Source organism: uncultured Paenalcaligenes sp., assembly GCF_947630565.1.
Classification (GTDB): Bacteria; Pseudomonadota; Gammaproteobacteria; order Burkholderiales; family Burkholderiaceae_B; genus Paenalcaligenes; species Paenalcaligenes faecalis.
In genome coordinates, this window is the sequence record NZ_CANRIC010000044.1 from 1 (window position 1) to 19,206 (window position 19,206).

The 19,206-nt window shown below is 47.4% G+C and carries 19 protein-coding genes; 12 read left to right on the forward strand and 7 right to left on the reverse strand.

Annotated elements, in window-relative coordinates; genetic code table 11:
- Window positions 1-47 precede the first annotated feature (47 nt).
- The 8 genes from Q0Z62_RS08515 to Q0Z62_RS08550 all read left to right on the forward strand — a co-directional run bounded on the left by Q0Z62_RS08515 (window position 48) and on the right by Q0Z62_RS08550 (window position 7,017).
- Window positions 48-959: a polyprenyl synthetase family protein gene (locus tag Q0Z62_RS08515; RefSeq protein WP_298053432.1), complete on the forward strand. Its 912-nt coding sequence runs from the start codon at window positions 48-50 to the stop codon at window positions 957-959.
- A gap of 102 nt (window positions 960-1,061) precedes the next feature.
- Complete coding sequence (gene dxs / locus Q0Z62_RS08520; protein WP_298053435.1) at window positions 1,062-2,930, forward strand: 1-deoxy-D-xylulose-5-phosphate synthase; 1,869 nt, start codon at window positions 1,062-1,064, stop codon at window positions 2,928-2,930.
- A gap of 115 nt (window positions 2,931-3,045) precedes the next feature.
- Complete coding sequence (folE2, locus tag Q0Z62_RS08525) at window positions 3,046-3,858, forward strand: GTP cyclohydrolase FolE2 (RefSeq protein WP_298053436.1); 813 nt, start codon at window positions 3,046-3,048, stop codon at window positions 3,856-3,858.
- 173 nt (window positions 3,859-4,031) lie between these two features.
- Entirely contained in the window at window positions 4,032-4,436 is a 405-nt protein-coding gene (gene rpsF / locus Q0Z62_RS08530; RefSeq protein WP_269900128.1) for a 30S ribosomal protein S6, read from the forward strand.
- Window positions 4,437-4,447: 11 nt separating this feature from the next.
- Window positions 4,448-4,762: a primosomal replication protein N gene (priB, locus tag Q0Z62_RS08535; RefSeq protein ID WP_269900127.1), complete on the forward strand. Its 315-nt coding sequence runs from the start codon at window positions 4,448-4,450 to the stop codon at window positions 4,760-4,762.
- A gap of 47 nt (window positions 4,763-4,809) precedes the next feature.
- Window positions 4,810-5,085, forward strand: coding sequence for a 30S ribosomal protein S18 (gene rpsR / locus Q0Z62_RS08540; protein WP_269900126.1), 276 nt, complete (start codon window positions 4,810-4,812; stop codon window positions 5,083-5,085).
- Between the two features lie 14 nt (window positions 5,086-5,099).
- On the forward strand, window positions 5,100-5,555 hold the full coding sequence (gene rplI, locus Q0Z62_RS08545; protein WP_269900125.1) for a 50S ribosomal protein L9: 456 nt from the start codon (window positions 5,100-5,102) through the stop codon (window positions 5,553-5,555).
- Between the two features lie 91 nt (window positions 5,556-5,646).
- Entirely contained in the window at window positions 5,647-7,017 is a 1,371-nt protein-coding gene (locus tag Q0Z62_RS08550; RefSeq protein WP_269900124.1) for a replicative DNA helicase, read from the forward strand.
- 73 nt (window positions 7,018-7,090) lie between these two features.
- Here the strand turns inward: Q0Z62_RS08550 and pdxA are convergent, their stop codons facing one another.
- From pdxA to Q0Z62_RS08570, 4 genes are read right to left on the reverse strand one after another with little or no spacing between them, the layout of a single operon-like run.
- Window positions 7,091-8,071 (reverse strand): 4-hydroxythreonine-4-phosphate dehydrogenase PdxA, encoded by a 981-nt coding sequence (pdxA, locus tag Q0Z62_RS08555; RefSeq protein WP_298053437.1) that lies wholly within the window; start codon window positions 8,069-8,071, stop codon window positions 7,091-7,093.
- Window positions 8,068-9,726: a PhoH family protein gene (locus Q0Z62_RS08560; protein ID WP_298053438.1), complete on the reverse strand. Its 1,659-nt coding sequence runs from the start codon at window positions 9,724-9,726 to the stop codon at window positions 8,068-8,070. Before Q0Z62_RS08560 ends, pdxA begins: the two co-directional genes overlap by 4 nt.
- A 54-nt stretch (window positions 9,727-9,780) precedes the next feature.
- Window positions 9,781-10,245, reverse strand: coding sequence for a peroxiredoxin (locus Q0Z62_RS08565; RefSeq protein WP_269900121.1), 465 nt, complete (start codon window positions 10,243-10,245; stop codon window positions 9,781-9,783).
- A 25-nt stretch (window positions 10,246-10,270) separates the two neighbouring features.
- The gene (locus Q0Z62_RS08570; protein ID WP_269900120.1) at window positions 10,271-10,705 is read right to left on the reverse strand and encodes an Mth938-like domain-containing protein; all 435 of its coding nucleotides are present in this window, start codon (window positions 10,703-10,705) and stop codon (window positions 10,271-10,273) included.
- 137 nt (window positions 10,706-10,842) lie between these two features.
- On the opposite strand from Q0Z62_RS08570, the gene alaC reads away from it, so the two are divergent.
- Genes alaC through thrC form a run of 3 tightly spaced genes read left to right on the forward strand, consistent with a single transcriptional unit; the run spans window position 10,843 to window position 14,731 of the window.
- Window positions 10,843-12,030: an alanine transaminase gene (alaC, locus tag Q0Z62_RS08575; protein ID WP_269900119.1), complete on the forward strand. Its 1,188-nt coding sequence runs from the start codon at window positions 10,843-10,845 to the stop codon at window positions 12,028-12,030.
- Window positions 12,027-13,328, forward strand: coding sequence for a homoserine dehydrogenase (locus tag Q0Z62_RS08580; RefSeq protein ID WP_298053439.1), 1,302 nt, complete (start codon window positions 12,027-12,029; stop codon window positions 13,326-13,328). The genes alaC and Q0Z62_RS08580 overlap by 4 nt, the downstream gene beginning before the upstream one ends.
- Complete coding sequence (gene thrC, locus Q0Z62_RS08585) at window positions 13,328-14,731, forward strand: threonine synthase (RefSeq protein ID WP_269900117.1); 1,404 nt, start codon at window positions 13,328-13,330, stop codon at window positions 14,729-14,731. The genes Q0Z62_RS08580 and thrC overlap by 1 nt, the downstream gene beginning before the upstream one ends.
- Before the next feature lie 67 nt (window positions 14,732-14,798).
- Here thrC and hpnE read toward each other — a convergent pair whose 3' ends face one another.
- The 3 genes from hpnE to hpnC are packed head-to-tail and all read right to left on the reverse strand — an operon-like array spanning window position 14,799 to window position 17,839.
- On the reverse strand, window positions 14,799-16,103 hold the full coding sequence (hpnE, locus tag Q0Z62_RS08590) for a hydroxysqualene dehydroxylase HpnE (RefSeq protein ID WP_298053440.1): 1,305 nt from the start codon (window positions 16,101-16,103) through the stop codon (window positions 14,799-14,801).
- Window positions 16,100-16,969, reverse strand: a complete 870-nt coding sequence (hpnD, locus tag Q0Z62_RS08595; RefSeq protein WP_269900115.1) for a presqualene diphosphate synthase HpnD — start codon at window positions 16,967-16,969, stop codon at window positions 16,100-16,102. The genes hpnE and hpnD overlap by 4 nt, the downstream gene beginning before the upstream one ends.
- Before the next feature lie 12 nt (window positions 16,970-16,981).
- On the reverse strand, window positions 16,982-17,839 hold the full coding sequence (gene hpnC / locus Q0Z62_RS08600) for a squalene synthase HpnC (protein WP_269900114.1): 858 nt from the start codon (window positions 17,837-17,839) through the stop codon (window positions 16,982-16,984).
- Between the two features lie 92 nt (window positions 17,840-17,931).
- Between hpnC and alr the strand changes: the two genes are divergently transcribed.
- A complete protein-coding gene (gene alr / locus Q0Z62_RS08605; RefSeq protein ID WP_298053446.1) occupies window positions 17,932-19,068 on the forward strand; it encodes an alanine racemase in 1,137 nt (378 codons plus the stop codon).
- Window positions 19,069-19,206: the final 138 nt, after the last annotated feature.

A 19,206-nucleotide genomic window follows, 5' to 3' on the forward strand; every position in this document is an offset into this window, starting at 1 on the left:
CAGTTGATGCGTCCTTTTACTGAGCTTGAATCTGAACAGGATTAAAGATGGCAAACAAAGAACAAAGCCAGCAATGGCTAGAGCAACATATTGAGCGCGTTGAGCGTGTTTTAGAACAGGTCATGCCGCAGCCCACCGTTGTGCCAGCCTCTTTGCATGAGGCGATGCGTTATGCTGTGCTCGGTGGTGGTAAACGGGTCCGAGCTGCCTTGGTGTACGCCGCGGGCGAGGCGGCTGTACAAGGGTCCGAGCTGAGCTCAGCTCAAGCCAAAGCTTTAGATCATGCCGCAGCTGCTGTGGAGTTGATTCATGCGTACTCCTTAGTGCATGATGATTTGCCCTGTATGGATGATGATGATTTACGTCGGGGGCGCCCCACCGTGCATGTGGCCTACGATGAGGCTACCGCTATGTTGGTAGGGGATGCGCTGCAACCATTGGCTTTTGAGTTGGTGGCAAACATGCCAGTTGCTCCTGCATTAGTCATACAAGCTGTGGCAGCATTATCCAAGGCAGCCGGCAGTCAGGGTATGGTTGGGGGACAAGCAATAGATTGTGCGAGTGTGGATAAACAGCTCAACCTAGAGCAGTTGCGTCAAATGCACAGCTTAAAGACGGGCGCCATGCTTGAGGTTTCTGTCCTTTTAGGTGGGATAGTGGCCGGAGCCAGCTCTCCTACTCGCCAGCAGTTGATTGATTATGCAAAAGCAGTGGGTTTAGCTTTTCAGGTGGTGGATGACATTTTAGATGTGACCGCTGACACGGCTACGTTGGGTAAAACGGCGGGTAAAGACGCTGCCGATAATAAGCCGACCTATGTATCAATTATGGGCTTGGCCGAGTCCAAACAGCTTTTAGCGGATCTAAAGGATCAGGCTTGTAAGGCGTTATTGCCTTTGGGGGCTGGTGCACACAGCTTGGCTTTGCTGGCAGATTTTATTGTGGATAGAGACCACTAAGCTAAGGTAAAAACGCAAGCACTAAAAATGCGTTTACAATGAGCCTTATTCGATTTACTTCATAGGCGCAGCAGCGCCTATTTTTTGCCCAACACAACTCGTATGGCTAATGTATCTTTGCAGCATATTCAATCTCCTCATGATCTACGCGATGTAAAACGCGCGGACCTCGATCAGATCGCCTCCCAGTTGCGTGAATATATACTGCAGTCGGTGGCACGTACAGGGGGGCATTTGTCCTCTAATTTAGGCACAGTAGAGCTAACCGTAGCACTGCACTATGTGTTTAACACTCCTCATGATCGTATTGTATGGGACGTAGGTCATCAGTCCTATCCCCATAAGATTCTGACTGGTAGACGGGATCAGATGGATGGATTGCGTCAGTACGGAGGGTTGTCTGGTTTTCCTAAGCGCTCCGAGTCTGAGTACGATGATTTTGGGACGGCCCACTCTTCTACCTCTATCTCTGCGATCTTAGGAATGGCGGTAGCCTCACGTAATTTAGGTATTGATCGCCAACATATAGCGGTTATTGGTGATGGGGCAATGACAGCGGGGATGGCCTTTGAGGCGTTAAATAACGCAGGCGTTACTCCGGACATCAATATGCTCGTTATCTTGAATGATAATGACATGTCTATCTCTCCACCGGTTGGGGCGTTGAATCGCTATTTTGCTCGTTTAATGTCCGGGCAGTTTTATGCGAAAGCAAAAAATATGGGCAAGGCTGTTTTGCAGCATGTGCCGCCCATGCTTGAGCTCGCTCGTCGATTCGAGGGGCATGCCAAAGGCGTATTGACTCCAGCTACTTTGTTCGAGGAATTAGGCTTTAATTATGTGGGGCCTATAGACGGACATGATCTAGAATCGTTGGTTCCCACGATGGAAAACCTACGAGAATTAGGTGGTTTACAGTTTTTGCATGTGGTGACTCGAAAAGGGCAGGGCTATAAATTAGCCGAGGCTGATCCGGTGCTTTACCATGGGCCTGGAAAGTTTGATCCAGCAATAGGGATTCAAAAATCGACCACCCCAAGTCCCACCACTTTTACTCAGGTTTTTGGGCAATGGCTTTGTGATCAGGCGGCAGCGGATGAAAAGCTGATCGGGATTACTCCCGCAATGCGCGAAGGCAGTGGCATGGTGGCTTTTGAAAAACAGTTCCCCGCTCGTTATTTTGATGTGGGTATTGCCGAGCAACATGCAGTGACCTTTGCCGGTGGGTTGGCCTGTGAGGGGCTAAAGCCGGTCGTGGCCATTTACTCAACATTCTTACAGCGTGGTTATGATCAGTTAATTCACGACGTGGCGCTACAGGATTTAGACGTAACCTTTGCTTTGGACCGTGCCGGTTTGGTGGGGGCAGATGGGGCTACTCATGCTGGTAATTATGATATTGCTTTTTTGCGTTGCATTCCCAATATGGTGATTAGCACCCCATCTGATGAAAACGAGACGCGTTTGCTCTTGAACTCGTGTTATCGCTATGTAGGGCCTTCTTCCGTGCGGTATCCGCGTGGCGCAGGATGTGGTGCGGCGATTACGGCAGGATTAGAGACGGTTGAAATCGGTAAAGCGCAATTGCGTCGTCAAGGTCAAAAAATTGCTATTTTAGCTTTTGGCCCGTTATTGCATAATGCGTTGCCTGTTGCTCAAGAGTTGGATTTAACCGTAGTAGATATGCGGTTTGTAAAACCCATAGATACCGCTATGATTGATCAACTGGTAGCCACACACGATGCGTTTGTCTGTATAGAGGATGGCTGTATTATGGGCGGTGCGGGCAGTGCGGTGCTTGAGTACCTAAGCCAGCAACAGATCGAAAAACCCACCTTATTGCTCGGTTATCCAGATCGCTTCATTGATCATGGCGAGCAAAAGCAGTTGAATGCAGATCTAGGTTTAGATGCCAAGGGCATAGAGCACAGCATTCGTCACCGCTTCGCTCACTTGTTAGCGGTTGATTAATACCTAAATGCCCTTAGCTATTGAGGGTATCTTATGGTTTATGCATAAACTATTCCATAATGACTGTATTGATTATCATTTATAAAGGCGCTGTTAGCGCAGACCGGAAACAATTATGTCGACTTTGACTACTCCAGTAGAGATCATGCCTGATGTGCAAAGCAGTGTGGATACTCGTCATATCCCTATACAAAAGGTAGGTGTGCGTGATGTGACTTACCCGCTGTTGGTGGATAACGGCTCAGAGGCTATGCCCACTGTGGCTGAATGGGAGCTAACCGTTGCGTTGCCTGCCGAAGAAAAAGGCACGCATATGTCTCGCTTTCTTGAGCTACTAGAAAAGCATCGTACTGCGCCCATGAGTATGCAGGGGTTTTGTCAGATGACGGCGGAGATGTTGGGTTTGCTCAATGCCACAGAGGGTGATGTGAGCGCGTCTTTCCCCTATTTCATTAACAAAAAAGCCCCTGTATCTGGTGTTAGTAGTTTATTAGACTACCAAGTCAGTTGGTCTGCTAATGCCGTAGCAACGGTAGATGATGATGCAGATGTGCAGTTTGAATTGACTATCTTGGTTCCTGTCACAAGCTTATGTCCTTGTTCTAAAGCTATTTCCCAATACGGTGCTCATAATCAACGATCCCATGTGACCGTGTCAGTGGTAGGTCACCCTGATGTGTTGGATATGAATGCGTTAATTCAGGCCATAGAAGCCCAGGCTTCGTGTGAATTATGGGGCTTACTCAAGCGTACCGATGAAAAATATGTCACAGAGCATGCTTACGAAAATCCAAAGTTTGTAGAGGATTTAGTACGTGATGTGGCTGTGGCGGTATCTGCTTTTGACGGTATAGAGGGGTACAGAATTGAGGCTGAGAATTTTGAGTCAATTCATAATCACTCTGCTTATGCTGTAGTCGAAGGTTAAAAAACTGTTGTTTTCCTAAAGGGCTTTTTTGCGTATTAGCTTGCGCAGAGAAGCCCTTTGACGTTATACTTAAACGCTTTATTCTTTGCTCGAATTTAAAGGGCCTATAGGTAGGCTTGGTATTTAAGTCGGGCTGTCAGGCTCATCAGAGCGATATCCACAAGGAGTCATACATGCGTCACTACGAAGTAGTGTTTATTGTACACCCCGATCAAAGCGAGCAAGTGCCCGCCATGGTCGAGCGTTACGAAGCCATCATTAAAAATGAAGGCGGTCAAGTTCATCGCCTAGAAGATTGGGGTCGTCGCCAATTGGCATACCCAATCCAAAAACTCGTTAAAGCTCACTACGTTTGCTTGAACATCGAAATTGGTCAGTCTACTTTAGACGAGCTAGAGCACTCCTTCCGCTACAACGACGCTATTTTGCGTTACTTGATCGCAAAAACTAAAGATGCCCCCGAAGGCGCTTCAGTTATGATGAAGTCTGTAGAACGCGAAGAAGGTCGCAAATCCAATGCGGATGCGCGTGCTGAGCAACACGTCGAAGAAGACGAGGACGACGAGTCCGAAGACTAATTGCAAAGCAGGTGAATCATTTACGTTTTCAGGGTCTGGTTTTAACCACTAAACCCCTACGATATACCCCCGCAGGCATTGCGGTGTGCGAAATTGTACTGCAGCATCAATCTACAGTTGATCAAGCCACTATTCAACGCCAGCTTAGCTTCGAGATCGATGCAGTCGCTATGGGCGAAACTGCAAATTGGCTCAGCTCAGTCAGTGTTGGGGATACGTTGGATATACAGGGTTTTATTGCTCCGTTACGTCAATCATCTACGCGTTTAGTTTTGCATATTCAATCATTTCAAAACGGTAACGCGACACCTGCCGCGCTAGTGTAAACAAACAAACGGTTTATCCGTTTTACTGAATTTTAAAGAGGTTAATTATGGCTTTCGCTCGTAAAGGCAAAGAACGCCGCCGTCGTTTTGGTCAACAAAACCCGCTATTCAAACGTCGTAAATTCTGCCGCTTCACCGTGGCCGGCGTAAAAGAAATCGACTACAAAGATCTAGATACTTTGCGCGATTTCATTCAAGAAAACGGCAAAATCATTCCTGCACGTTTAACAGGTACTAAGGCTAACTACCAGCGCCAACTCGACACAGCTATCAAGCGTGCTCGTTTCTTGGCTTTGTTGCCTTACACCGATAACCACAACTAATCTAGGGGATAATCATGCAAGTAATTTTGCTCGAAAAAGTTGTTAACCTAGGTGATTTGGGTGATGTGGTTCGTGTGCGTAATGGTTACGCTCGTAACTTCTTGATCCCTAACAAAATGGCTCGTCGTGCGACAGCTGATGCAATTGCTGAGTTCGAAACACGTCGTGCCGAACTAGAAAAAGCACAAGCAGATCGTTTGGCTGCTGCCGAAGCCCTAGCTGCTAAAATGGCTGACCTACGTATTGAGATCACTCAAAAAGCAGGTGTTGACGGTCGTTTATTTGGTTCCGTAACCACAATGGACATCGCTGCTGCATTGGCTGCTCTAGGTTTTGAAGGCATTGTTAAGTCACAAGTACGCTTGGCTGACGGTGCATTTAAAGCTGTTGGTGAGTTCCCAGCACAAGTTGTTTTACACCCTGACGTTTCTGTTGATATCAACGTATTGGTTGTAGGCGACATCGCTTAATTATTCATAATTAAGCATGGTACAGTTCTACTGTACCGAACAAAAAAGCCGGTGCAAGCCGGCTTTTTTATTTTAATTTTGAGGTGTGCGTGTGGAAAACAGTGTTGCGGCAGACAAGGGCTTAGATTATTTGCGTGTGCCTCCGCATTCGGTCGAGGCAGAGCAATCTGTATTGGGCGGCTTGCTTTTGGATAACAGCTCGTGGGATCGCATTGCTGATATTATTAGTGATGATGATTTCTATCGATTTGATCACCGCATTATTTGGCAGCACATCACACGATTAATTGGTTTAGCTCGTCCTGCTGATGTGATTACTGTGTATGAATCATTAACCACGGCTGGAAAGGCCGAGGACGCGGGTGGCTTAGCCTATTTAAATGCATTAGCGCATAACACGCCTTCAGCGGCTAATATTCGACGCTACGCAGAGATCGTTCGTGAACGATCCATGTTGCGAAAGTTAGTGTCCGTGTCAGATGACATTGCTTCTGCTGCTTTTAATCCGCAAGGCAAAGAGGCACGTCAAATCCTAGACGAGGCCGAGGCAAGGGTGTTTCAAATTGCCCAAGAAGGGGCTAAAGGTAATAAAGGTTTCCAAGACATACAGCCTTTATTGGCCCAGGTTGTAGACCGCATTGATGAGCTCTACCACCGAGAAGGTGACTCAGAAATCACCGGTGTTCCTACTGGTTTTGTGGATTTAGACCGGATGACATCCGGATTGCAGCCCGGTGATTTAATCATTGTGGCAGGACGCCCTTCCATGGGTAAAACCTCGCTCTCTATGAATATAGGAGAGCATATTGCGATAGAACAAGGCTTGCCCGTAGCTGTTTTTTCGATGGAGATGGGCGCGGTGCAGTTGGCAATGCGTATGGTTGGCTCGGTAGGGCTGTTAGATCAGCATCGTATGCGTACTGGTAAGTTAACCGAGGACGATTGGCCACGGTTAACACATGCAGTAAAAAAAGTCCAAGAGGCGCAAATTTATATTGATGAGAGCCCTGGTTTGACAGCCATGGAGGTTCGCGCTCGTGCCAGACGTTTAGCTCGTCAGTGTGGGCAGCTGGGGTTGATTATTATTGACTACTTGCAGTTAATGTCAGGTAGCTCGGGCTCAGAGAACCGCGCCACTGAGATTTCGGAAATCAGTCGTGCTTTAAAAGGGTTGGCCAGAGAGTTAAATTGTCCATTGATTGCTTTGTCTCAGCTAAACCGTAGTCTAGAGCAGCGCCCAAACAAACGTCCAGTGATGTCAGATCTACGAGAGTCAGGAGCTATCGAGCAAGATGCTGACTTGATCTTGTTTATTTACAGAGACGAGGTCTATAACCCAGACTCGCCTGATAAAGGGACGGCAGAACTAATTATCGGCAAGCAACGTAATGGCCCCATTGGAACCGTGCGTGTCGCTTTCCAAGGATCAAGCACCCGTTTCTTGAATTACAGCCCCGTTTAGAAATAGAATAGATAGAAAAAAGCCCAACGTGCATTAAAAGCAGGTTGGGCTTTTTTCTTAAATGACGACGGGGCTATTTACCTGTCATTTGTAGCGCTGTGTTAAATGCAACGTGTAATGAGGTAGGGTCGGCAATACCTTGACCTGCGATATCAAAGGCGGTGCCATGGTCTACGCTGGTGCGGATAAAGGGTAGACCTACCGTGGTATTAACTCCTTGTTCTACACCTAGGTATTTAACAGGGATGAGTCCTTGGTCGTGATATTGTGCAACGACAATATCAAACTCCCCTTTGCGCGCGCGCATGAAAATGGTGTCGCCTGGCCATGGTCCAGTTGCATCAATACCTTCGAGGCGGGCAGTTTCAATAGCGGGCTCGATAAATAATGATTCCTCATTGCCAAAACGACCGTTTTCTCCGGCATGAGGATTGAGTCCGGCCACAGCAACACGAGGCTTGTTAATGCCCGCATGCAAACAGGCTTGGTGCGCTAAGCGTATAGTCCGTAGCTCTTTATCTATAGACAGTAATGGGCTGACAGCAGTAATAGGAACATGAATTGTCACTAAAATAACACGTAGCTCAGGGTTGCTTAGCATCATGGCAAAGTCACGAGTTCCTGTACGTTCCGCCAGGATTTCCGTGTGACCAGGAGTATCAATACCTCCGGCCAATAACGCATCTTTATGCAGTGGGGCGGTCACTATTGCCCGGATTTTTCCGTCGATGGCATCATCAATTGCATGGCAGAGAAATTCATAAGCCCCTCGACCGGCTTCAGCATGAATCGTGCCATATGCAATAGGGGGGAGGTCTTGCCAGCGATTTAAAACGCCAATGCCGTGCTCTGGGTGGGCAGAAGGCTCGTCAATGGCATGGATGGCCACATCGATGCCTAAGTCAGTGGCGCAGCGACGTAGAGTTCCTACGTCACCATACACCACAGCAGGGTAATCTAGACCAGCAGCAAAGCATTTCAAAATGATCTCAGGGCCAATGCCCGCCGCATCACCCATGGTGATGCCTACGGGTAAAGAGGTTTTTTTTATCATAGCGCTTCGTTTGCGTAATCAGCCAGACGAGATCGTTCGCCACGCTGCAGGGTGATATGTCCAGAGTGAGGCCACCCTTTAAAACGGTCCACTACGTAGGTTAGGCCAGAGCTTCCTTCGGTTAAGTAGGGGGTGTCAATTTGTGCGATATTGCCCATGCAGACAATTTTCGTTCCTGGGCCAGCCCGAGTGACTAAGGTTTTCATCTGTTTAGGGGTTAGGTTTTGGGCCTCATCAATGATTAGAAACTTGTTTTGGAAGGTACGTCCCCGCATAAAGCTCATGGATTTAATCTTGATGTGTGAGCGAATGATGTCCATCGTGGCATTACGATTAGGGTCATTGTTTAGGGCTGATAGCTTATTGCTGCCTAAATGTAGTACCTCTAGGTTGTCTTCCAGAGCGCCCATCCACGGTGCCATTTTCTCCTCTTCGGTACCAGGTAAAAAACCAATTTCATCTCCCACAGGCACGGTAGCTCGGGTGATGATGATTTCATTGTATAACTGGGTTTCTAGCGTTTGAGTGAGTGCACTTGCTAAGGCTAAGAGTGTTTTCCCTGTTCCCGCTTGGCCTAATAAAGAAACAAAGTCACATTCGGGGTTCATGAGTAAATTCAGAGCAAAGTTTTGCTCTTGATTGCGTGCGGTAATGCCCCAAACATTATTTTTACTGTGGCTGTAGTCCCGGATTGTCGCTAGCACGGCCTTGTTACTAGAGACTTGTTTAACCTGAGCAATTAAGCCGGGCTCTTGGGTAGTGTAGACAAACTCATTGACACTAAGCTCAGCGCATAAGGGGCCTTGGATTTTGTAAAAAGTAATACCTGCTTGTTGCCAAGATTCAATTTGTTGGCCGTGGTTATTCCAAAAATCGTCAGGTAGCTCGCGCGCGCCTTCGTAAAGCAAGTCAGAGTCGCTCAGTACGTGGTCGTGACGATAGTCTTCGGTATGAATGCCTAATGCACGCGCTTTAAGACGCATATTGATGTCTTTAGACACCATGACGACGGTTTCTTGGCCGTGTTGGCTCTGTAGGGCGTGAACTACATGCAAAATGGCATTATCTGCAATGCCTACGGGTAGATCTATGGGTAGCTGCGATGAGAGAGCTGTGGTTTGGAAAAATAGTTGACCACGGGCTTCGATATGACCTGCACCATTAAGCGCAATGCCCTGACTGATATCCTTGTCCTCAACGAGAGCTTCTAGGTAGCGACTGACTTGGCGTGCGTTCCGTGCGACTTCAGATAAGCCTTTTTTCTGATGATCGAGCTCTTCGAGCACCATCATGGGAATAAAAACGTCATGTTCTTCAAACTTAAAGAGGCAGTTTGAGTCATGGAGTAATACATTCGTGTCCAACACAAAGAGCTTGCGCGGCTCTGGAGCTGTAGTCGGATTTTTAGCTGGCTGAGTTGCTTTGGTGGTTTTTTTTGCGTTTTTAGTGGCTCGAGGAGGGGAGCTGGGCTCAGTAGAGGCCGTTTTAGCAACAAGGGGAGCTTTAGGTTTGGCTGGGGCGCTAGGAGTGGCTTCAATCGGACTTGTTGTTTGTGGGGTAATGACCTGAGCCGGAGGGGTGGCTTTAGGGGCCGCTTTGATTTCATCTGCGCTTAAGATAGCCCCAAGTTTAGAGGGCAGCGTAGGTAAGGGCATAAAAGTGCTCCGTAAGAGCGCTGCTCGAAGGCAATTCATGAGCAGCGCAAAAAATTATAGGGCGCGAGCTGCCTCAAGTACCTGGTCAACATGACCTGGTACGCGCAAGCCGCGCCACTCTTGTGTAAGAACGCCATCGGCGTTGACTAAGAAACTGCTACGTTCAATGCCACGTACCTGTTTACCGTACATGTTTTTCAGTTTCATGACACCAAAGAGTTCGCATAGGGATTCCTCTGGATCACTAATTAGAGCAAAGGGGAGATCTTGTTTAGTAATAAAGCGCTCATGAGAGGCCATGCTGTCTCGGGATACACCTATCACTTTGACTCCGATAGCGGTAAATTCGTCTATCAAGTCACGAAAGTTTTGTGCTTGAGTGGTGCAGCCGGGGGTGTTGTCTCGGGGATAAAAGTACAACACATAGGCGTGTCCAGCTAGAGATTGGGTGCTGATCTCGCCTTGAGTGCTTTGGGCAGTAAATGCGGGAATGGCTTGGCCGACGGTAACGTTGGACATGATAATCCTTGTGTTGTGAAAAGGGTTAAAGAATCAGGGCGGCAACAACACGCCTGCCCTCGGACATTAAAATGTTGTAGGTGCGGGCAGCGGCTTGTGTGTCCATAATCTCCACACCAATGCGTAGGCTAAGCAACGAGCTGGTAATCGCAGGGTGTAAAAACTGTTGTTGACGTCCAGTGCCAATTAATAGCACCTCAATATTTTCTGTGTTTTCCAGACGATTAGGTGTCCCATCTAAAAAAGCCATTGGGTCTTTTTGTGCGGGACGTACGCCAGTGATATTTTGCAGCAGCTCTGTAGTAAAATCAGAAGACTTCTGTATGTTCAAGTCATTAACAGGGCCTTCGGCCATAAAATAAATCGATTGGTGATGGCGTGTCTTATTGATTTCAATATAATCATCACCATAGGCGGTCACGGTATTGAGTGCAGGGTTAGTGTCTTTTTGCAGTTGCACAATAAATCTCCACAGTAGATATATCAATCATAACGCAAAGCGTCGTCTTTTCGCTGTGTGGATTTTCTACTTTGCCTATATTCCATTAAACTAGTTGATTCGGACTTTTGTTCACTTTTGCACATCTAAGGACTCCCATGAGTAGCTTTCCTCGCATAGATCGTTTGCCTCCTTACGTTTTTAACATTACGGGCGAACTCAAAATGGCGGCGCGTCGTCGCGGCGAAGACATTATTGATATGTCGATGGGTAATCCTGATGGCCCCACTCCACAACATATTGTAGACAAACTCGTAGAGGCTTCAAGTCGTCCTGATACACATGGTTACTCAGTGTCACGCGGTATTCCTCGTTTACGTAAAGCGATTGTGGATTGGTACGATCGTCGCTATCAGGTCAAACTAGACCCTGAAACGGAGGCTATTGTTACAATTGGCTCCAAAGAAGGTCTAGCCCATTTAATGTTAGCCACGCTCGACCGTGGTGATACGGTGCTTGTTCCTAATCCGAGTTACCCTATCCATATTTATGGCGCGGTAATTGCAGGGGCAAATATTCGCTCTGTACCGATGATTCCGGGTATTGATTTCTTTGAGGAAATCGAAAGAGCCGTTAAAGAAGCCATTCCTAAACCAAAAATGATGATCTTAGGGTTCCCTAGTAACCCAACAGCTCAGTGCGTAGAGTTGGATTTTTTTGAGCGCATTGTGGCTTTAGCCAAAGAGCATAATATTTTGGTTGTGCATGACTTGGCTTATGCTGACATTACTTTTGATGGTTATGTAGCCCCTTCTATCATGCAGGTTGAGGGTGCACGTGACGTCGCTGTTGAGTTCTTTACCATGAGTAAAAGCTACAATATGGCAGGCTGGCGTATTGGCTTTATGGTGGGTAATGAAAAATTAGTTCATGCGTTGGCTCGCATTAAAAGCTATCACGATTACGGTACATTTACTCCTATTCAGGTTGCCGCTATTGCCGCTCTGGATGGTCCACAAGACTGTGTGGCTGAGATTACCGAAAGCTATAAGCGTCGTCGTGATGTATTGGCTAAAGGCCTACAAGAAATTGGTTGGAATGTGGATGTGCCAAAAGCGTCCATGTACATTTGGGCCAAAATTCCAGATCATTACATAAAAGAGGGCTCGTTAGAGTTCTCTAAACGTCTACTAAAAGACGCAAAGGTTGCTGTTTCTCCCGGCATTGGCTTTGGTGAGTATGGCGATGATTACGTGCGCTTTGCGCTAATTGAAAACGAGCAGCGTACTCGTCAAGCAGTACGCGGCATTAAAGATATGTTCCGAAAGGACGGGTTGCTTAAATGAGTCCAATCAAAGTAGGTTTGTTAGGTTTGGGTGTGGTCGGTGGCGGCACTTGGAAAGTGCTTAATCAAAATGCAGATGAAATCGCACGCCGTGCGGGCCGTCGCATTGAGGTGGTAGCAGCCGCTGTACGTGACGTGGAAAAGGCTAAGGCATTAGTCGGTAATGATGTGCAGGTTACGACAGACGGTATGGATATTGTGCGTAACCCTAATATTGATGTAGTCGTTGAGCTGGTCGGTGGCGATACCTTAGCCAAAGACTGGGTCATGGAGGCAATTGCACAGGGCAAGCACGTAGTGACAGCGAATAAAGCACTATTAGCGACTCACGGTAATGCCATTTTTGCAGCGGCCCAAGAAAAGAATGTGATGGTAGCCTTTGAGGCTGCTGTGGCAGGTGGTATTCCCATCATTAAAGCCATGCGCGAAGGCTTAACGGCTAATCGTATTCAGTGGGTAGCAGGCATTATTAACGGCACAACTAACTTCATCTTGTCCGAGATGCGTAGTCGTGGTTTGTCTTTTGCAGAGGCATTGGCCGATGCCCAGCGCCTAGGTTATGCCGAGGCAGACCCTACCTTTGATATCGAAGGTGTGGACGCAGCGCATAAACTTAGCCTATTGTCTTCCTTGGCATTTGGTATTCCAGTGCAGTTTTCCAAAGCGCATATCGAGGGAATTACGACCCTAGCCGCAGAGGATATTGCTCATGCCGAACGCTTAGGCTATACCGTTAAATTGCTTGGGATTACTCGTGCCCGTGAAAACGGAATTGAGCTACGAGTGCATCCTACTCTAGTCCCTTCCTCCAGTATGCTAGCCAATGTACAAGGTGCTATGAATGCAGTGATGGTTCATGGAGACGCTGTTGGCTCTACGGTTTACTATGGTGCAGGTGCGGGCGAGTTACCAACGGCCTCTGCTGTAGTGGCAGACTTGGTTGATGTGGCGCGCTTGCTTACTGCAGATCACGGTCATCGTGTGCCGTACTTGGCTTTCCAACAAGACGCGATGGCTGATACACCGGTCTTGGCAATGGCTGATGTGCAGTCCTCCTATTACTTACGTTTACGTGTAGAGGACCGCCCAGGCGTATTGGCTGATATTTCGCGTATTTTGGCTGATGGACAGATTTCGATTAGCTCCATGTTCCAAGAGCCTGCCGTCAATGATGAGACAGATATCATTTTCTTGACCCACGAGGCAAGAGAGGGTGACATTGAGGCCGCGATTGTTCATATTCAGTCTTTGGATTTTGTGCGTTCCCCTGTGACTCGTTTGCGAGTAGAGGCCCTGTAATGAAATACATTTCTACTCGTGGCGGTATGGAGCCACAATCCTTTAGTGATATTTTGCTTGAGGGCTTAGCCCCAGATGGTGGGCTGGCTATTCCTCAAAGCTACCCACACATTACGGCAGAGAAACTAGAGCAATGGAGAGCCTTGTCTTACGATGAGCTTGCCTTTGAGATTTTATCGTTATTTATTGATGATATTCCTGCTGAGGACTTACGAGCATTAACTCAGGCTGCTTACAATCCAGAGTTATTCGTGGGCGATAGCATGGTTCCGGTCAAAGCGCTGCAAGGCGATATGGCGCTGTTAGGGCTATCTCAAGGCCCAACTTTGGCTTTTAAAGACATGGCCATGCAGTTTTTGGGTCAGGTCTTTGAATACGTACTTGAAAAGCGTGATAGCCGTATCAATATTTTAGGCGCGACCTCTGGTGATACCGGCTCTGCAGCTGAGTATGCATTACGTGGTAAACGTCGTGTGAATGTATTTATGCTGTCCCCTTATGGACGCATGAGTGCATTTCAGCGCGCTCAAATGTATTCGTTGCAAGATGAAAATATCCATAACCTGTCGGTGAAAGGGGTATTTGATGATTGCCAAGACATTGTAAAGCAACTGGCTGGGGACTTGGATTTTAAACAGTCCATGAGCTTAGGTGCGGTCAACTCCATTAACTGGGCGCGTATTGCTGCTCAGGTTGTGTATTACTTCTGGGGTTGGTTGCGGGCCACTACAGCAGCTGAGCAGACCGTGTCTTTTGCCGTACCGTCCGGCAATTTCGGTAATATTTTAGCCGGACATATTGCGCGACAAATGGGGTTGCCTATTGCTCGTTTAGTATTGGCGACGAATGAAAATAATGTGCTAGAGGAGTTTTTCCGCACAGGGGTTTATCGCCCCCGTAGTTCAGAAAACACTTACGCGACCTCAAGCCCTTCTATGGATATTTCACGGGCCTCTAACTTCGAGCGTTTTGTGTTTGATTTGGTTGGGCGTGACTCCGTTAAGCTCAACGCGCTGTGGGATCAGTTAGCGACTCAAGGCTACTTTGATCTAAGTGATATGAAACCATTTTTCGAAGTGGACTATGGGTTTGTAGCAGGGCAAAGCGCGCATGCAAATCGTGTGTCAACGATTGCGGAGGTCTACAAAGAGACTGGCGTATTGATTGATCCACATACGGCAGATGGCGTTAAAGTAGCTCGTGATTTTGTACAGCCAGGTATTCCTATGTTGGTCTTAGAGACAGCGTTACCGGCTAAGTTCTCTGAAACCATCGAGGAGGCCATTGGTCAGCCTGCTCCTGTGCCTGAGCACCTGCAGCATTTAAATGATTTGCCGCAACGAGTTGTAGAAATGGATGCAGATGTAGCGCAAGTCCGCGCATACATGGAGTCCAATGCGTAAATCAAAACCGCTGATTTGAGCAACAAAACCCCGACCTTGTTGGTGTCGGGGTTTTTTATTCATGCTGTTAATAGAGCGATGAATAGAGTGCATTGGCGGCTGCTAAACCACTACGTACTGCTCCCTCTAGCACCGCGGGATAGTCATTCGCTATCCAGTCACCGGCTAAAAAGAGCGTAGGCCAAGGCGTATGAAGATCAGGACGTACTAAACATGGACTTGCTACAAAAGTAGCGCGTTTTTCTGTAATGAGTTCACTGCTTAGTAGTGGGGGTAGTGCGACCTGACTTTGTGCATTTATTTGCTTAATAATGGCACTCTCGATTGCCTTTTTATCGTAATCCAGCAGACGATTTGCATAGCTGATCGTGACGGCAATGATGTTTTGTAGTGCGCTACCAGGCATGGCAGCGTGATTAAATACCCATTGACCTGCAGCTAAGCCTTGGGTGTCCTCATCTAACATCAGCATGGGGTACGGATTTTCCCAAGCAGACTCAGGTTGTAAGTAAAGCGTGGCAATGGGGTTAAAGCTTATCTGGGATAATGCACGCACAAACTCCCGTTGTTGTCGATCGCTTACAAGGGGGTGCATTAACCGAATGGCGGATGGTGTATTGGTGGCAATAATGACAGCGTCAAAATGCTCACCATTGAGCTCATAACCGCTTGAGACTTGAATCAGGCTGCGAACTGCTCTACCCAGTCGTACGTCAGCATGGCGTAGGGCACGATCAGCCCAAAGCTCAGTCATGTTTTGCAAAGGGATAAGCATTTGTGTATCACCACGGCTGCCACCTAAACTATCTCGTAAAACATGAGAAAATAACTGTGCGCATGCCTGATCGATAGGGGTGTTTAGTGCTGCTATACATAAAGGATGCCACAGCTTCTTGATTAACACCTCAGGCTGTTTAGTATGCTGTAACAGCGCTAAAACAGTCATGCCAGAGGGAACTTTCCAATGGTTTTTACGCAAATAACTTTGTAGACCGATTAGAGCTAGACGCTCAGAAAAACGTGTGCCTTTAGCGAATAATAAGGGGCCTAGTAAGTGGAAAGGGGCAGGCAAGGGGGCTGTCTTAAATCTAAAGCTTTCATCTGCACTTTGTATATCTAGGTCAAAGCGATAAAAGGAGCGATCCAGATCAATCTGTAACTCCTGCATCAGAGCTAAGGTTGATGAATAGGCTCCTAACAATAAATGCTGACCATTATCTACTACTTGCTGCAAGGTTTTAGAACTGTGCTTGCGGGCTCTACCTCCGATGGTGTGAGAGGCCTCAAACACGGTCGTGTTAATCCCTTTTTTATGTAGCTGGTAGGCGGCAGCGGCTCCAGCCCACCCAGCACCAATGACCGCTGCTTTCATCGACTTAAACGATTAATGAGTCTTTTTCCGCCACTAACCCACGTTTTCCAAGCCAGCCAAAACTTGCGGATAGGGGTTAGGGAAATGCGCTTATCAAGGACTTCCCACTTGTCGCGGGCAATTTCCTCAAGTAAGGCAAAGTAAATAGCTGCCATCAATAGGCCGGGTCGTTGTGCGCGTCTGTCTTGCTCGGGTAAGGCGATTGCTGCATCTTTATAAAGCGCATAAGCGCGCTCTGTTTGAAAGCGCATTAATGCCTCAAAACGATCGCTGTGCTGTGCATCTAAAATTTCCGCAGGCTTAACATTAAAGGTGGCTAAGTCTTCCATGGGCAGATAAATTCGACCTCGACGCGCATCATCGCCCACATCGCGAATAATATTGGTCAGCTGAAAAGCAAGACCTAGCTTTGTCGCATAGTCACTGGTTTTCTCTGTGGTTTGACCAAAAATTTTGGCTGATAAAATCCCGACTACACTCGCCACATGCCAACAGTATTTTTTCAGTTGGTCCCATGTTTGGTAGCGGACTTCTTCTAAGTCCATTTCCATGCCATCAATCACGGCCAGCATTTCACCCATTTTTAAATCATAAGTATGAATGTGGGGAGCTAACGCCAACATGACAGGGTGAGTGGCTTGTTTGGGGTTCGTGTAAAGCGCATTGACTTGTTCGCGCCACCAAACCAGTTTCATGCGTGCCACAGAGGATTCTAGGGTTTCGTCTACAACATCATCGACTTCGCGACAAAAAGCATATAGGGCAGTAATGGCTTTGCGACGCTCTGGAGGCAAAAACAAAAATGCATAATAAAAGCTGGAGCCGCTTTGGGCTGCCTTGTTTTGGCAGTATTCGTCTGGACTCATGGTTCTCTATAATTAAAATCGCGTGGTCAAAAGGCGACTGCCTAATAGCAGCCAATCGGTTTTTCTTAGTTTTGGCCTAGCTGTAAAAACATCATATTGAACTTGATCTAGGCGCTCTAAGATACGCAAGCCACCAAGTACAATTAATCGTAGCTCTAAACCAATACGTCCAGGCAGACGTGCTGCCAAAGGCATTCCTTGTTGTAACAAGCTACGAGCATAACTGACTTGCTTTTGCATCAGTTGTTGCCATTGTACGTCTTGAGCAGGCTCTGTGGGGGCGCTTGCATATCTTGCCGCTATGTAGCTTTCGTCCAAATGAAACTCATGTAAGGCATCTAAGGCAATATAGACGCGATCTTTTTGCCAATCGATGGCTACGTCTTGCCAGAAGTTAGTTAATTGCAAACCCGTACATATAGCGTCTGACATGCGCAGGCTGTCGGGGCGGAGCTCGTGATAAAGATGCAATAAAAGACGACCGACTGGGTTGGCCGAGTAGGAGCAGTATTGATGCAGCTCTTGGTAGTTCTGATAGCGCTTAACCGTAATATCTTGTTCAAACGCCGTTAGCAAATCATGAAATAATGAAATGGGCAGTTGATGTTGTTGTATGACTGGGGCCAAGGGCTTAAAAATGGGCCAGCGCGGATCATTTTCAGCCAATGTTAACTGTGTGTTTTCTATTTGGGCTAAGGCATCTCTATATCCTTGTAACTGATCCAGTCGCCACTGATCACTAAAATCGCCTTCGTCGGCAATGTCATCAGCGCTTCTAGAGAACCAATAGATGTGTTTGATCGGCTCGCGTAAGTGTTTTGGCAGCAATACCGAGGCTACAGGGAAGTTTTCATAATGATCTACAGACATAGTTGCAAGTATAAATCACCATTGCATTAAGATCTTGTTATGCGCTTAAATGGATACATTATTGATGTCTTTTAAATTACGTAGGTTGTAGTATGCCCCGTCCTATTGCTGTACATATATCCACCTCTGCCCTGCGGCATAATCTGTCAAAGGTTCAGTCTACATTGCAACAGCAAGCTCAGCCCTTACAGCGAGCTACACCAAAGGTGTGGGCGGTTATCAAGGCCAATGCCTATGGTCATGGCATAGAGCCTGCTGTAAATGGTTTTGATCTGGCTGATGGCTTAGCTATGCTGGATCTGGCAGAAATTATCCAATGCCGGACCCTAGGTTGGGAAAAGCCGCTTATGCTCTTAGAGGGTTTTTTTAGTGCCGAAGATTTGCGGCTTATTGATCAGCATAAAATTACAACCGTCATTCATAGTCAACATCAAATAGATTGGCTTATCCAGATGGCCAGTCAATTACAGCACCCTGTCTCTGTGATGGCTAAATTAAACACAGGGATGAATCGTTTAGGTTTTGCCCCAGATCAGTTTGTAAATGCCTTTGCACAACTACAACAGTTGCAGCAGCAGGGGGTTATCGGTGAGTTAGGTAAAATGACTCATTTTGCGCGCGCTGATGATGATCCCAGTATTACGTATCAGCAATTACAATGTTTTAATCAACATACGGCAGATTTGCCTGGCCCAATTAGCGTGTGTAATTCGGCGGGTACGTTAACGGCAAGCTTGCAGCAACACTTAACAGCCCAATATGATCAGTGGGTACGGCCCGGTGTATGTTTGTATGGGTCTTCTCCATTTGCGGGGGTGTCAGCCCATGAACTGGGTTTGCAACCTGCCCAAACCTTATCGGCCCAGATTATTAGTGTACGTAATATTACTGCCCACCAAGGGGTGGGCTATGGGCATAGCTTTATTAGTCCTAGCCCTATGCGGTTAGGGGTGGTTGCTTGTGGCTATGCAGATGGCTATCCCCGCCATGCGCCCAGTGGAACTCCCGTTGTTGTCCATGGTAAACGTACTCAATTAGTCGGACGGGTATCTATGGATATGTTGATGGTTGATTTAAGCTCGATTCCCGAGGCTCAGGTTGGCTCACAGGTGGTCTTGTGGGGGCAAAACGGCCCCTCTGTGGACGAGGTAGCAGTAGCTGCGGGTTCTATCGGTTATGAGTTGCTGTGTGCTGTGGCAGCTCGTGTACCGCGTACAGTCGTAGAATAACAAGGTAAAAAAATGTCAATAACCCCGCCCTAAAGGGCGAGGCTTGCCAGCTTGGTTCTGAGCTTGCCTAGATTGACCAGACTCAGCGCTGTTAGGGCGCTACGTTGTAACGAAGTTCAAGACGCACCGTGGGATGCT

Bases quoted from the DNA above. Each gene is read 5' to 3' on its own strand.
- Q0Z62_RS08515 (WP_298053432.1), top strand. From the start codon at position 48: ATGGCAAACAAAGAACAAAGCCAGCAATGGCTAGAGCAACATATTGAG.
- dxs (WP_298053435.1), top strand. From the start codon at position 1,062: ATGGCTAATGTATCTTTGCAGCATATTCAATCTCCTCATGATCTACGC.
- folE2 (WP_298053436.1), top strand. From the start codon at position 3,046: ATGTCGACTTTGACTACTCCAGTAGAGATCATGCCTGATGTGCAAAGC.
- rpsF (WP_269900128.1), top strand. From the start codon at position 4,032: ATGCGTCACTACGAAGTAGTGTTTATTGTACACCCCGATCAAAGCGAG.
- rpsR (WP_269900126.1), top strand. From the start codon at position 4,810: ATGGCTTTCGCTCGTAAAGGCAAAGAACGCCGCCGTCGTTTTGGTCAA.
- rplI (WP_269900125.1), top strand. From the start codon at position 5,100: ATGCAAGTAATTTTGCTCGAAAAAGTTGTTAACCTAGGTGATTTGGGT.
- pdxA (WP_298053437.1), bottom strand. From the start codon at position 8,071: ATGATAAAAAAAACCTCTTTACCCGTAGGCATCACCATGGGTGATGCG.
- Q0Z62_RS08560 (WP_298053438.1), bottom strand. From the start codon at position 9,726: ATGCCCTTACCTACGCTGCCCTCTAAACTTGGGGCTATCTTAAGCGCA.
- Q0Z62_RS08565 (WP_269900121.1), bottom strand. From the start codon at position 10,245: ATGTCCAACGTTACCGTCGGCCAAGCCATTCCCGCATTTACTGCCCAA.
- alaC (WP_269900119.1), top strand. From the start codon at position 10,843: ATGAGTAGCTTTCCTCGCATAGATCGTTTGCCTCCTTACGTTTTTAAC.
- Q0Z62_RS08580 (WP_298053439.1), top strand. From the start codon at position 12,027: ATGAGTCCAATCAAAGTAGGTTTGTTAGGTTTGGGTGTGGTCGGTGGC.
- thrC (WP_269900117.1), top strand. From the start codon at position 13,328: ATGAAATACATTTCTACTCGTGGCGGTATGGAGCCACAATCCTTTAGT.
- hpnE (WP_298053440.1), bottom strand. From the start codon at position 16,103: ATGAAAGCAGCGGTCATTGGTGCTGGGTGGGCTGGAGCCGCTGCCGCC.
- hpnD (WP_269900115.1), bottom strand. From the start codon at position 16,969: ATGAGTCCAGACGAATACTGCCAAAACAAGGCAGCCCAAAGCGGCTCC.
- hpnC (WP_269900114.1), bottom strand. From the start codon at position 17,839: ATGTCTGTAGATCATTATGAAAACTTCCCTGTAGCCTCGGTATTGCTG.
- alr (WP_298053446.1), top strand. From the start codon at position 17,932: ATGCCCCGTCCTATTGCTGTACATATATCCACCTCTGCCCTGCGGCAT.